8 protein-coding genes are annotated in these 14,108 nt (G+C 56.4%); 6 read left to right on the top strand and 2 right to left on the bottom strand.

Annotation, left to right across the window (positions count from 1 at the left end; translation table 11 throughout):
- From ntrB to HVY19_RS11060, 5 genes are all read left to right on the top strand, one after another.
- On the top strand, window positions 1-870 hold the full coding sequence (gene ntrB / locus HVY19_RS11080; RefSeq protein ID WP_181680652.1) for a nitrate ABC transporter permease: 870 nt from the start codon (window positions 1-3) through the stop codon (window positions 868-870).
- A gap of 13 nt (window positions 871-883) precedes the next feature.
- Window positions 884-1,672, top strand: a complete 789-nt coding sequence (locus HVY19_RS11075; RefSeq protein WP_181680651.1) for an ABC transporter ATP-binding protein — start codon at window positions 884-886, stop codon at window positions 1,670-1,672.
- Window positions 1,673-1,681: 9 nt separating this feature from the next.
- Window positions 1,682-5,674, top strand: a complete 3,993-nt coding sequence (nirB, locus tag HVY19_RS11070; protein WP_181680650.1) for a nitrite reductase large subunit NirB — start codon at window positions 1,682-1,684, stop codon at window positions 5,672-5,674.
- Window positions 5,671-8,253, top strand: coding sequence for a nitrate reductase (locus HVY19_RS11065; protein ID WP_181680649.1), 2,583 nt, complete (start codon window positions 5,671-5,673; stop codon window positions 8,251-8,253). Before nirB ends, HVY19_RS11065 begins: the two co-directional genes overlap by 4 nt.
- A gap of 151 nt (window positions 8,254-8,404) precedes the next feature.
- Window positions 8,405-9,769 carry a YchO/YchP family invasin gene (locus HVY19_RS11060; RefSeq protein WP_181684267.1) on the top strand — a complete coding sequence of 455 codons (1,365 nt, stop codon included), beginning with the start codon at window positions 8,405-8,407 and terminating at the stop codon, window positions 9,767-9,769.
- On the opposite strand, the gene narL is transcribed toward HVY19_RS11060, so the two are convergent.
- Window positions 9,770-10,420: a two-component system response regulator NarL gene (narL, locus tag HVY19_RS11055; RefSeq protein WP_181680648.1), complete on the bottom strand. Its 651-nt coding sequence runs from the start codon at window positions 10,418-10,420 to the stop codon at window positions 9,770-9,772.
- A complete protein-coding gene (gene narX / locus HVY19_RS11050) occupies window positions 10,413-12,209 on the bottom strand; it encodes a nitrate/nitrite two-component system sensor histidine kinase NarX (protein WP_181680647.1) in 1,797 nt (598 codons plus the stop codon). The genes narL and narX overlap by 8 nt, the downstream gene beginning before the upstream one ends.
- Window positions 12,210-12,562: 353 nt before the next feature.
- On the opposite strand from narX, the gene HVY19_RS11045 reads away from it, so the two are divergent.
- Window positions 12,563-13,957, top strand: a complete 1,395-nt coding sequence (locus HVY19_RS11045) for a NarK family nitrate/nitrite MFS transporter (RefSeq protein ID WP_181680646.1) — start codon at window positions 12,563-12,565, stop codon at window positions 13,955-13,957.
- Window positions 13,958-14,108: the final 151 nt, after the last annotated feature.

The raw sequence follows: 14,108 nt of genomic DNA, 5'->3' as shown, positions 1-14,108 counted from the left end.
ATGCAGCACAATACTCAACCCAAGCCGACTGAACCGACCCTCGGTGAAGTCATCGCCTTACCGCCCGTGTCGGTAAGAAAACGTCACGCGCCAATTTCAGTCTGGCTCGGTAATCTCGTTCTGCGCGTCGTTCCGGCCCTACTGGGCCTGACTTTGCTCCTGGTTGGCTGGCAACTCGCCGCTATTAACAGCAAAGGGTTTCCCACGCCGCTCAGCACGCTGGATTCTGCTCTCACACTGTTTGCTGATCCGTTCTACAACGGCGGGCCGAACGACATGGGTATTGGCTGGAATGTGTTGGCCTCGCTCACGCGCGTCGCGACAGGTTTTGGCCTGGCCGCCGTTGTCGGGATCCCGCTGGGCTTCCTGATTGGCCGCTTTATCTTTTTCTCCCGCATGTTCTCACCATTGGTGGCGCTGTTGCGTCCTGTCAGTCCGCTGGCGTGGCTGCCCATTGGTCTGCTGCTGTTTCAGAAGGCGGAACCGGCCTCAAGCTGGACCATTTTCATCTGCTCCATCTGGCCAATGGTGATCAACACCGCCGAGGGCGTTCGCCGAATCCCGGACGATTACCTCAACGTTGCGCGGGTCCTGCAACTGTCTGAATGGACGGTCATGCGTCGGATCCTGTTCCCTGCAGTATTACCTGCCATTCTCACCGGTGTGCGCCTGTCTATAGGCATTGCCTGGCTGGTGATCGTTGCCGCTGAGATGCTTACCGGCGGCCTGGGCATTGGTTTTTGGATCTGGAACGAATGGAACAACCTTAACGTCGAAAACATCCTCATCGCCATCGTGATTATCGGCGTGGTGGGCCTGCTGCTTGAGCAGGGACTGATGCTGATCGCACGCCGCTTTAGCTGGCAATAAACCCGGAGGCACTATGAAACCTTTAATTCAGGTACAGGCGGTAAGCCAACGATTTTCCACCGCCAGCGGCGAGTTTCTGGCGCTGCAAAATGTTTCGTTTGATATCTACGAAGGGGAGACGGTGAGTCTGATTGGTCACTCCGGGTGCGGCAAATCCACACTACTGAATCTGATTGCAGGAATCACGCTGCCCACGGAAGGCGGACTGATTTGCGACAACCGCGAAATCGCCGGTCCGGGACCCGAACGGGCGGTGGTCTTTCAGAACCACTCATTACTGCCGTGGTTAACCTGTTTCGACAACGTGGCGCTGGCGGTGGATCAGGTTTTCCGCCGCACCATGAGCCAAGCCGAGCGGCGCGAGTGGATCGAACACAATCTCGAGCGCGTGCAGATGGGACATGCGATGCACAAGCATCCGGGCGAAGTCTCAGGGGGGATGAAACAGCGAGTAGGCATCGCACGCGCGCTGGCCATGAAACCTAAAGTGCTGCTGATGGATGAACCGTTCGGCGCGCTCGATGCGCTCACGCGCGCCCATCTGCAGGATACGGTAATGCAAATCCAGCAGTCGCTTAATACCACCATCGTCCTGATTACCCATGACGTGGATGAAGCGGTACTGCTATCCGACCGGGTATTGATGATGACCAACGGCCCGGCGGCAACAGTGGGGGAGATCCTGCCCGTTACGCTGCCGCGTCCCCGAAATCGAGTGCAACTGGCCGAAGACAGTCGCTACCACGGCTTGCGGCAGCGCGTGCTCCATTTCCTTTATGAAAAGCAGCCTAAAGCCGCGTAAGGGGACAAGATGAGGCAATTAATCATCATCGGTAACGGCATGGCGGCCACCCGGCTGGTGGAAGCGCTCATTGCGAAGGAGAGCACCGCTTTCGCGATTACCGCGATCGGCGAAGAGCCTCAGTTTGCCTATAACCGCATTCAGCTCTCGCCCGTATTAGGGGGTGAGAAAGGTTTCAACCAGACGTTACTGCATCCGCCAGAATGGTATGCCGAAAACAACGTCGCTGTCCTCACGGGAGAAACCGTCGTTGCCGTCGATACGGCGGCAAAGCGGGTGACTACCACCCGACGCACACTGGCATGGGATGAGCTGGTTTTCGCCACCGGTTCCGAACCCGTTATGCCGCCCATTAGCGGCATAGAACAGCCACACGTGACGGCATTTCGTACCATTGCGGATGTCGAGAAAATCACGCGAATGAGCGGTCCGGTAGTGGTTCTCGGTGGCGGGATCCTTGGAGTAGAGGCCGCAGCGGCGTTGCGCCGTAATTGTGACAACGTCACGTTAGTGCATCGTTCAGAACGGCTGATGGAACAGCAATTGGATCAGCAGGCGAGTGACTTATTGCAGGCCGAGCTTACCGCGAGAGGCGTCGCCTGCACACTCGCCTCTGGCCTGACACATATCGGCGTAAATCACGTCACACTGGCAGACGGCACCGTCATCCCGGCGCAACGGGTGATTATCGCCACTGGCGTACGACCAAAAATCCGCCTTGCCGAGACGTGTGGCATCCCGTGCCAGCGTGGCATCGTGGTGGACGCAAAATTGCAGACGCGTATCGCCCACATCAGCGCCATCGGCGAATGCTGTGAAATGGACGGGAAAATCTGGGGACTGGTCGCGCCGTGTCTGGCGCAGGCCGATGTACTGGCCGCCAGGCTGACCGGCGATCAACAGGCGCACGTTAACTGGCAGCCTTCCGGGACGCGTCTCAAGATGACGGGCATTGATCTGTTTAGCGCCGGTGCCGTTGACGCCGCCCCCAACGATACGCTTTTCACCGCGCGGGATCCGCTCAGCGGCCATTACCGGCGTCTGCTCCTTCGTGATGGGAGGCTTCACGGCGTGCTGCTCATGGGCGACTGCCAAAGCGCCGCTCCGTTAACCGATCTGCTCGCCGAACAGGCGCTGGCACATCCCGACTGGTTATTCGATGACTTTTCAGCGCAGCCGCAGGCTGCAGGACCGATGACAATGACAAAACCTACGCTGGCTGTGGTGGGACACGGTATGGTTGGCCACCATTTTCTTGAGCAGTGCGTTAGCCACCAATTGCATAAGCGGTATCAGATTGTGGTTTTTGCTGAGGAACGTTACGCGGCCTATGACCGGGTGCATCTGTCGGAATACTTTGCCGGGCGTAGCGCGCAGTCGCTTTCGCTTGTTGAGGACGATTTCTTTGCCCGTCATGGCATCGAACTCCGGCTGTCTCAGCAGGTGACCGCTATTGACCGGGAGAAGCGAGTTATCCGTACCGCCAGTGGACATGAAACCCACTGGGATAGACTGGTGCTAGCGACGGGGTCGTATCCGTTTGTGCCGCCGGTAAAAGGCGGTGATTCGCCTGACTGCTTTGTCTACCGTACGCTGGACGATCTGGATGCGATTGCCGCAAAAGCAAAAACCGCCCGACATGGTGTAGTGATCGGTGGCGGATTACTGGGACTGGAAGCCGCCAATGCGCTGCGTCAACTGGGGCTTGAGACGCATGTGGTGGAGTTTGCGCCGAATCTGATGGCCGTACAATTAGACAACAACGGCGCGGCGATGCTGCGTGAGAAAATCGAAGCGCTGGGTGTCGGCGTGCATACCTCGAAGGCAACCACCGAAATTGAAACCACGTCAGGCGGACTGATCCTGCACTTTGCGGATGGCGAGTCTCTGAATACCGATATGGTGGTATTTTCCGCGGGGATCCGCCCGCAGGATGCCCTGGCGCGAAGTGCTGGCCTGGACACTGGCGAGCGCGGCGGGATCCGCATTGATGGGCAATGCCTGACCTCCGACAGCGCGATTTACGCCATTGGCGAATGCGCGCTCTGGAAAGGTCGCATTTTCGGTCTGGTGGCGCCAGGCTACCAGATGGCACGCGTGGCGGCAGCACAGCTCGCGGGCATAGAGGCAAGCTTCAGCGGTGCGGATATGAGCACTAAACTGAAGCTCCTCGGCGTTGATGTCGCCTCTTTTGGTGATGCGCACGCCCGCACGCCAGGGGCACAAAGTTACCAGTGGACCCATGGTCCCGAGCAGGTCTACAAAAAAATCGTGGTCAGCGCTGACGGAAAAACGCTGCTTGGCGGCGTGCTGGTTGGCGAAGCTGGCGATTACGCCACGCTGCTACAGATGATGCTGAACGGCATCGCGCTCCCTGAGGATCCGGAATCATTAATCTTACCGGCACTTTCCGGCACCGCACCCAAAGCACTCGGCGTGGCGGCGTTGCCTGACAGTGCGCAGATTTGCTCGTGTCATAACGTCAGTAAAGGCGACCTCTGTCAGGCGGTCAGTGCCGGGGCGAGTGACATGGCGGCCATCAAACAGTGCACCAAAGCGGCGACAGGCTGCGGGGGATGCAGTGCGCTGGTGAAGCAGGTGATGGAGCATCAGCTTACCGCGCAGGGCGTGGTGGTCAAAAAAGACATTTGCGAACATTTTCCTTTTTCGCGCCAGGAGATATACCACCTGGTGCGCGTCAACCATATCCACACTTTTGAACAATTGATCGGTCGCTACGGTCAGGGGCACGGTTGTGAAATCTGTAAGCCGCTGGTGGGCTCGGTGCTGGCCTCGTGCTGGAATGAGTATTTGCTCAAGCCTGCCCATATGCCGCTACAGGATACCAACGATCGCTACTTTGCCAATATTCAGAAGGACGGTACGTATTCCGTCGTACCACGCATGGCTGCAGGGGAAGTGACGGCTGACGGTTTAATCGCTATCGGGCAGATCGCAAAGCGCTATCAGTTATACAGCAAGATCACCGGCGGTCAGCGAATCGATCTCTTTGGTGCGCGTCTTGAACAACTGCCTGATATCTGGCGCGAACTGATCGCCGCAGGGTTTGAAACCGGCCACGCTTACGGAAAATCCCTGCGCACGGTCAAATCCTGCGTGGGGTCGACGTGGTGCCGCTACGGCGTTCAGGATTCTACCGGGCTGGCGGTAACGCTGGAGAACCGCTACAAAGGGTTGCGCGCGCCGCACAAAATCAAAATGGCGGTATCCGGCTGCACGCGTGAATGCGCTGAAGCGCAGGGAAAAGATGTCGGCGTGATCGCGACGGAGAAAGGCTGGAATCTCTACTTATGCGGTAACGGTGGGATGAAACCCCGTCACGCCGATCTTTTCGCCAGCGATCTGGACAGCGATACGCTGATTCGTACCGTCGATCGTTTTCTGATGTTCTACATTCGCACTGCCGATCGCCTGCAACGGACAAGTACATGGATGGATAGTCTCGAAGGCGGCATCGGCTATCTGCGGGCGGTGATTATCGAAGACAGTCTCGGCATTGCCGACGAACTGGAGCAAGAGATGGCGCGCGTCGTAGAGAGTTATCAGTGCGAATGGCAGACCACCTTAAGCGATCCGCAGCAGCTGGCGCTGTTCCGTTCCAGCATTAACACACCGGCGCGGAACCAGACGGCGAAGCCGTGGCAGGCGGTCTGTCGTGTTGAAGACATTCCGGACCAGTTGGGCGTTGGGGCGACACTGGGGGATCGCGAAATTGCGCTGTTCCGCTTTGGTAAGACGGTATATGCGCTGGATAACCGGGAACCGGGCAGCGACGTCAGCGTTCTTGCGCGCGGTCTGCTGGGTGATGCGGGCGGTGAGCCTGTCGTTATTTCTCCGCTCTACAAACAGCGTATTCGTCTGCGGGATGGTCGCCAGTGTGACAGCGGTGAACCTGTAGTACGCGCCTGGCCCGTCAAAATTGAAGCGGGAGAGGTGTGGATAGGTAATCAGGCATTACTGCTGCGCGCGGAGGCATCATGAGCGAAACGCGAACAACCTGTCCTTATTGTGGCGTCGGCTGCGGAGTTATTGCAACGGTGAACGAGACGGGCGTCAGCGTGAAGGGCGACCCGGACCATCCTGCCAACGCCGGGCGGCTGTGTGTAAAAGGCGCGGCGCTGGGCGAAACGACCGGGTTGGCGGGGCGATTATTGCAGCCGGAAGTGGACGGAAAAACCGTTGACTGGTCACAGGCTCTGGCGGCTGCGGGGCAGCGTCTGCGGGCAATTATTGCTGAGCACGGCGCAAACGCGGTGGCATTTTATGCTTCCGGGCAACTGCTTACTGAGGATTACTACGCAGCAAATAAACTGATGAAAGGATTCATCGGCGCGGCAAACATTGATACCAACTCCCGTTTGTGTATGTCCTCGGCGGTGACGGGCTATAAGCGCGCTTTCGGTGAAGATGTGGTGCCATGCAGTTATGAAGACATCGAAATGAGTGAGCTGGTGGTGCTGGTGGGTTCAAATGCGGCATGGACCCACCCGGTGATTTATCAGCGGCTGGTACAGGCAAAGGCGAACAATCCGGCAATGCGTGTGGTGGTCATTGACCCGCGACGCACCGCAACCTGTGATTGTGCCGATCTTCATCTGCCGCTCACACCGGGCAGTGATGCGGGATTGTTTGTCGGTCTGTTGAATGCCATTCATCAGAGCGGCAGAGGAAACCGCCATTTTGACGACGCTGACCTCGCTCTGGCGGAAGCCACAGACTGGTCGCTGGCGCGCGTGTCGCAGTTTTGCGGGCTGGATCCTCAGGCGGTTGCCACGTTCTTCGACTGGTTTGTGACGTCATCCACCGCCATTACGCTGTTTACAATGGGGATAAACCAGTCAGCCAGCGGCAGCGATAAATGCAATGCGATTATCAATGCCCATCTCGCCAGCGGCCATTACGACCGCCCCGGTTGTGGACCCTTTTCGCTGACCGGACAGCCAAATGCGATGGGGGGACGTGAAGTGGGCGGGCTGGCAACACAGCTTGCCGCGCATATGAATTTCGAACCCGAGGATTTATCGCGCGTTGCGCGCTTCTGGGGTACGGAACGGCTGGCACAAACGCCCGGGCTGATGGCCGTTGAACTGTTCGAGGCTATTGCAAAAGGTGAGGTGAAAGCCGTGTGGATCATGGGCACCAATCCGGCGGTTTCTTTGCCGGATACGCACGCGGTGTGCCAGGCACTGGCAGCATGCCCGCTGGTGATGGTTTCTGAGGTGGCCGAGCACACGGACACCAGTCGCTATGCCCATATCCGTTTTCCCGCGCTGGCGTGGGGAGAAAAGAGCGGTACCGTTACCAACTCTGAACGGCGGATATCCAGGCAGCGGGCGTTTTTGCCAATACCCGGTGAAGCGCGTCCTGACTGGTGGATTGTCGCCCAGATAGCGAAACAGCTCGGCTATGGTGACGCCTTTGCCTGGCATGATGCACAGGCGATATTCTCTGAACATGCCTCGCTCTCCGGTTTCGAGAATAATGGGGCACGGGCATTTGATATCAGCGCACTGGCAAAGCTGACGCAGGATGAGTGGGAAGCGATGGCACCGGTGCGCTGGCCAGTGACCGGTGTGCAAAATAGCCTGGTTGACTGGCGTCAACGCCAGCGGTTCCGTATGGTGCCGGTAAAACCACAGGGTCCGAAAGCGACTTGCGATCCGCTTTATCCGCTGGTGCTTAACACCGGGCGTATCCGCGATCAGTGGCACACCATGACCCGCACAGGACACGTGCCGCGCCTGATGCAGCACATTAACGAGCCGTGCGTGGCCATTGGTGCGTCAGATGCGCAGCGCTTGCAGCTTCAGGACGGCGGATTTTGCCGGGTCGGTTCGCCGCGCGGCATAATGGTTGCACGGGTCGTGGTTGATGAAGGGCAACGTTCTGGCTGCGTCTTTACGCCGATGCACTGGAATCAGCAATTTGCCCGTCAGGGCAGCGTCAATGCGTTGGTTGCCCCGGTCTGCGATCCGCACTCAGGGCAGCCGGAAAGTAAGCAGACGGCAGTCCGCATCATGCCGTGGCAGCCAGCCTGGCAGGGAGATCTGTATTGTCGTCAACCGCTGACGTTACCTGCGAGCGTCCATTTCTGGCGTAAGACCGTGCCCGATCTTTGCCGGTATACGCTGGCCGGCGACAATGATATCAACGGATGGCTTATCGCCTGGTGCGAAGCTAGAGCGTGGCTGGTCCAGCGTGCCACCTTTGCCGGAGGAATGCACCTGCTGGCCTGGCACAATGGCCAACTCATGCTTGGCTTCTGGTCAGGGATTTCTGCGCCTGATGTGGATCATGCGTTGATTCAGTCTGCTTTTTTACGTTCAGAAGAAAGCCCGGAGGCTCGCCATACGTTGCTCAGGGGCAAACCACGTGGCAGCAGGGCAGACGCCGGTCCACGGATTTGCAGTTGCTATGGCGTAGGGGAGAGTGCGATCTGTCAGGCCATCAGCGACGGATGTCATTCTGTGCAAGCGTTAGGTGAGGCGTTACGCTGTGGGACTAACTGCGGTTCGTGCATCCCGGAACTCAAAGCCTTACTGAATCGTTCCCTGGCCTGAAAAGGTGAGGATTTTCCTGAAAACAGGAGAAACCCTGCAAGACAGGTTTAAATAAGGTAGGCTTTTAGAGTGCTAAGTTAACTTATTCACGTAAGAAGTCGCCGACGATTTGAACCGTTTTGCCTCGCTTTTCACCCCTCTGTACCTACTCATGCTGCTCGCTGGCGGTACGGCCAGCGCTGACGCTACGTTTATTCAGCAGGCAGAGAACCCCTTCGACAATAATCAGGACGGGCTGCCGGATTTAGGTATGGCGCCAGAGTCGAACGATGGGGAGAAACATTTCGCTGAAATGGCAAAAGCGTTTGGTGAAGCCAGTATGGTCGACAATGGGCTGAATACCGGTGAGCAAGCGAAGCAGTTTGCCTTTGGTCAGGTACGTGATGCGGTCAGCGAACAGGTTAATCAACATCTGGAGTCCTGGCTGTCGCCGTGGGGCAATGCCAGCGTCAACCTTCAGGTGAATAATGAAGGCGATTTCAGCGGCAGTCAGGGCAGTTGGTTTATTCCGTGGCAGGATAACCAACGCTACCTCACCTGGAGTCAGATGGGCCTTACCCAGCAGGATGACGGACTGGTGAGTAATGTGGGTATCGGGCAGCGCTGGGCGCGAGATGGCTGGCTACTGGGCTATAACACCTTTTACGATAACCTGCTGGATGAGAACCTTCAGCGAGCCGGGTTTGGGGCTGAGGCGTGGGGAGAATATCTGCGCCTGTCTGCCAACTATTATCAACCCTTTGCCGCATGGCATGCGCATACGGATACGCTTGAGCAGAGGATGGCGCGGGGTTATGACCTCACGGCCGAAATGCACATGCCGTTTTATCAGCATCTGAACACCAGCGTCAGCCTTGAACAGTATTTTGGCGACAGGGTTGATCTGTTCAACACAGGGACGGGCTACCACGATCCGGTGGCGGTGAAACTGGGTCTTAACTATACCCCGGTACCGTTGGTCACGGTCACTGCCCAGCATAAGCAGGGGGAGAGCGGCCTGAGCCAGAATAACCTTGGGTTAAATCTGAACTACCGCTTCGGCGTGTCCTTAAAAAAACAACTGGCCGCCAGTGAAGTGGCGGAAAGTAAATCATTGCGCGGAAGTCGTTACGATAATCCGCAACGTAATAACCTGCCGACGATGGAATATCGTCAGCGTAAAACGCTCACTGTTTTTCTGGCGACCCCTCCATGGGAGCTGCATTCGGGCGAAACCGTACCCCTGAAGTTACAGGTGCGTAGCCGACATGGGGTGCGTCATATCGACTGGCAAGGAGATACTCAGGCGCTGAGCCTGACGGCGGGTGCAAACGCAGACAGCGTTGAGGGGTGGACGGTAATTATGCCTGCCTGGGACAGCAGCGAAGGCGCAACGAACCGCTGGCACCTTTCGGCGGTGGTAGAAGATGAGAAGGGGCAGCGTGTCTCTTCCAATGAGATCACGCTCATGCTGACAGAACCGTTTATGGCGATGCCAGCGGACGATCCGCGCTTCAGATTACTACCGGATGAGTGATCAGAAAATGCGTTCCTGATGAACCCATACCGCCGCTTCAACGCGAGATTTTAACTTCATTTTCTTCAGCATATGTTTCACGTGGACCTTAACCGTGCTTTCGGTGATATCCAGGCGACGGGCAATCATCTTATTCGGCAAACCCTGGGCGATCAGCTTCAGAATATCGCGCTCGCGCGGGGTCAGCTGTGTGACATCACGATCGGTGGTCGCCCGGTTGGCGCGCAGGCTGGCGGCCAGCACAGGCGTTAAGGCCTCACTGAGCACCATTTCGCCGGCAGCGGCCTGCTGTAGCGATTTGAGCAAATCCTCTGGCTCCATATCCTTCAGCAGATAGCCATCCGCGCCGCGTTTAAGTGCGGTCACCACATCTTCTTCATGGTTCGACACGCTAAACACCACAATGCGTCCGGACAGCGCTTTTTCACGCAGTTTATCGAGCGTTTCCAGCCCGTTCATCCCCGGCATGTTCAGGTCCAGCAGGATCAGATCCGGGTCGAGCGATTCGGCCAGTTCAATACCCTGTTCGCCGTTGCTGGCTTCACCGACAACAATAATATCTGTCGCCATGCTGACGAGTTGCTTCACGCCGGTGCGTAACATGGGGTGATCGTCGATGAGCAGAATAGTCGCCGGTTCCTGATTATTCATAGGTATCTCCTTGAACTTCTGTAATGTGATTCTCGGGAATGAACGTGACAGCGACTTCAGTCCCGCCCGTCTCGCGACGGCGGACCCGACATTCGCCGCGCAGGCTTTGCGCCCGGTCACGCATGATGATCATGCCATAGTGGTTACTGCGTTCGGCATTCTCCGGCACGCCGCAGCCGTTGTCTTGTACGGTTAGTCTGACCTGTTTGCCCTTAAGAACGACCGCGACACAAACTTCATCTGCGTGCGAGTGCTTAAGCGCATTGCTTAATGCTTCACGGGCAATTTGCAACAGGTGAATGGCCTGATGCGATGGCACCAGACGCGGTGGCAACTGATAATCCAGTTTCACCGTAAATCCAAAGCGAGCGCTATATTCCTGACAGCTGGCTTCCAGCGCAGGCCGCAAACCTGGCTCGGTTAACTGCAACCGGAAGGTGGTTAACAGTTCGCGCAGTTGTGCCCACGAGGTGTTCAGCTCGTTACGGATCTGACTGAGTAAATTACGGCTGCTCTCTGGCAAGGTTTCCCCCTGCATTTGCAGACAGCTCACCTGCATCTTCATACACGAGAGTGATTGGGCAATAGAATCATGCAGTTCGCGCGCAATGGTTGCACGCTCTTCCATGACAATCAACTGTTGCTGCCGTTCCTGCTGCCGATCCAACGCCAGGGTTGCGGTGAGCTGTTCAACCAGGGTATCGACCAGTTGTTGCTGGTCGTGACTTAAATGACGTCCCTCGGGAAGGGTAGCCAACAGGATCCCATACTGGGTATGGGCGTCGGTGAGTCGCCATTTGAGCGTTCTACCACCTTCAATCGGCGGCAACGCCTCACGTGGACACAGGTGACAGCCTTTATCATCACAACTCATATCAGACTGACAGGTAAATTCCTGATGATTATCTTCGTCTTCAAGGTCATAAACCCGCAGTTCGATATCGTGCAGCAGGGTTAAATTTTGCAGTCCATTCAGGACCGGAGACAAGCGCTCGCACAGCGGCACCTGGGAATGCAAACGCCGGTTCGCCTGCCACAGGAAGGCGAGGATCTGGTTTTTCTGCTCCAGTCCGGCGGTTTTCTCTTTGACGCGCTGTTCGAGAATGGAATAGCTTTCCGCCAGTTCGTCGGACATGTTATTCAGCGCATCGCCCAGCGTGGCCATTTCATTGCGTCCGCTGATTTGCGCACGTTGGTTAAAATCGCGCTGGCTCACGGCGCGAGCAATCGAAAGCAGCTGTTTCCAGGGCTGAAGCAGCCGCGCGCGCAACCAGATAATGGTAAAGATCAGCAGCAGCGCCATAAAGATCGCCATGAGGCGATGGACCATCACGACGCGTTCAATACGCATTTCTGTGGTGTGGTCAAAGGCCGAAACGAGTCGATCCAGGCCTGCGACAAAGCGACTGACATCATCGGCGACCACGTCCCTGGTCGCGGCCTGTTTCAAACCCGGCGCCAGATTACTGTGCCAGTAGTCCTGAAGCGCTTTCAACTGTTGCTGCTGTCCGTCGCGCTCTGCGGCACGGGACAACTCGTCGCTGAATGCGGTCGCTTCCATCTCATCAAGCAGTTTCTGGTCGCTGGCATTCAAAGGCACTGCCGCCAGCAAACGGTAACTCTGCATGCGCAAAGACCCCGCCTTGTTGATGGCATGCGCGCTACCCTGGACACCCTGAACCAACCAGCCAGAGACAGCCATCCCCGCCATACCAATGGCAGTGGAGAGCATGACAATGAGCGCAACCTGGTTAACCAGCGTGAGCGGAGAGAGACAGCGTTTCAGCATAGAACCTTCTTCTTTCAGGTTGCCAGACCGCAGGTATGGAAACCTTAATGAATAACGAGAACGTCAGATAATTACCAAATGCAGCGTTATTCTCAGCTATCCATTTTAGTTTACCCATACCCCTAACGAGCTACCCCTTAATTGCTGTGAGTAAGTATGCCCAGGGGGAGTGCGAAACGGGGGCTGACAGCACTGTGAAAAACCACGATTTTTTGCCGGAAATAAGCTACTCACTTAGGGTGATCACTATTTTTTTGCAGGAATAATGTTCGGTTTTCCTTTGATTTATATCAACTTACGCCGCGGAGTAAACCCTAATGTGGCAGGCATCGTAACGAGTATCAGAGGTGTCTATGAGTCACTCATCCATCCCGGAAAAAGCATCCGGCGCGCTCATTACAGAATGGCGACCGGAAGATCCGGCATTCTGGGAACAGCGTGGTCAGGCTATCGCCAGTCGCAACCTGTGGATTTCCGTCCCTTGTCTGCTGCTGGCGTTTTGCGTCTGGATGTTGTTCAGTGCAGTTGCCGTTAACCTGCCGAAAGTCGGCTTCAGTTTTACGACCGAACAGCTATTTATGCTGACCGCGTTACCGTCGTTGTCCGGGGCCTTACTCCGTGTCCCGTACTCCTTTATGGTACCGGTGTTTGGCGGTCGTCGCTGGACGGCGTTCAGCACCGGTATTCTGATCATTCCTTGTGTCTGGTTGGGCTTTGCGGTGCAGGACACATCGACGCCGTTTAGCACTTTCATTCTGATTTCACTGCTCTGCGGTTTTGCAGGGGCAAACTTTGCTTCCAGCATGGCGAACATCAGCTTCTTCTTTCCGAAGCAGAAGCAGGGCGGCGCGTTAGGGCTGAACGGCGGTCTGGGAAATATGGGCGTCAGCGTGATGCAACTGGTTGCGCCGCTGGTGGTCTCTTTGTCGATTTTTGCCGTTTTCGGTAGTCACGGGGTCGAACAGCCGGATGGTTCTCAGCTGTATCTGGCAAATGCTGCATGGGTGTGGGTACCGTTCCTTGCTATCTTTACGCTAGCGGCGTGGTTTGGCATGAACGAGCTGGCGACCTCAAAAGCGTCGCTGAAAGAGCAGCTACCGGTACTGAAACGCGGTCATCTGTGGATTATGAGCCTGCTGTATCTGGCGACGTTCGGCTCATTTATCGGTTTTTCCGCCGGGTTTGCGATGCTGTCAAAAACCCAGTTTCCGGACGTTCAGATCCTGCATTACGCCTTCTTTGGACCGCTTATCGGCGCGCTGGCGCGATCGGCGGGTGGCGCAATTTCTGACCGTCTGGGCGGAACCCGCGTCACGCTGGTGAACTTCGTTTTAATGGCTGTCTTCAGCGGCCTGCTGTTCCTGACGCTCCCAACGAACGGAACCGGCGGCAGCTTTATTGCCTTCTTTGTGGTGTTCCTTGCGCTGTTTATGACGGCGGGGTTGGGGAGCGGTTCAACCTTCCAGATGATCTCCGTTATCTTCCGTAAACTGACGATGGATCGGGTGAAAGCCGAAGGCGGCTCAGAGGAAAAAGCAATGCGCGAAGCAGCAACCGACACGGCAGCAGCGCTGGGCTTTATCTCGGCGATTGGCGCAATTGGCGGCTTCTTTATCCCGAAAGCGTTCGGTACCTCCCTTGCGCTCACTGGTTCCCCGGTCGATGCGATGAAAGTATTCCTGATCTTTTATATCGCCTGTGTGGTTATCACCTGGCTGGTATATGGTCGACATTCTAATAAAAAGTAATACATAACTGATTACCCCTTGCGCGGCGTTCGACCGCGCTTTTTTTGTTTTGTCATTAGTTACAACATACTGTTGGGTATTTCCCTCCACAGGTTTGTAAGTTCAGCACATCAAAGGATGTCATCCAGGGGGCATACCCCTTAATACCCAC

Source organism: Citrobacter sp. RHB25-C09, from assembly GCF_013836145.1.
GTDB lineage: Bacteria > Pseudomonadota > Gammaproteobacteria > Enterobacterales > Enterobacteriaceae > Citrobacter_A.
This window is presented reverse-complemented; position numbering and strand designations above follow the sequence as displayed.

Coding starts and splice junctions, on each gene's coding strand:
- ntrB (WP_181680652.1), top strand. CDS start 1: ATGCAGCACAATACTCAACCCAAGCCGACTGAACCGACCCTCGGTGAA.
- narL (WP_181680648.1), bottom strand. CDS start 10,420: ATGAATAATCAGGAACCGGCGACTATTCTGCTCATCGACGATCACCCC.
- HVY19_RS11075 (WP_181680651.1), top strand. CDS start 884: ATGAAACCTTTAATTCAGGTACAGGCGGTAAGCCAACGATTTTCCACC.
- HVY19_RS11060 (WP_181684267.1), top strand. CDS start 8,405: ATGCTGCTCGCTGGCGGTACGGCCAGCGCTGACGCTACGTTTATTCAG.
- HVY19_RS11065 (WP_181680649.1), top strand. CDS start 5,671: ATGAGCGAAACGCGAACAACCTGTCCTTATTGTGGCGTCGGCTGCGGA.
- narX (WP_181680647.1), bottom strand. CDS start 12,209: ATGCTGAAACGCTGTCTCTCTCCGCTCACGCTGGTTAACCAGGTTGCG.
- HVY19_RS11045 (WP_181680646.1), top strand. CDS start 12,563: ATGAGTCACTCATCCATCCCGGAAAAAGCATCCGGCGCGCTCATTACA.
- nirB (WP_181680650.1), top strand. CDS start 1,682: ATGAGGCAATTAATCATCATCGGTAACGGCATGGCGGCCACCCGGCTG.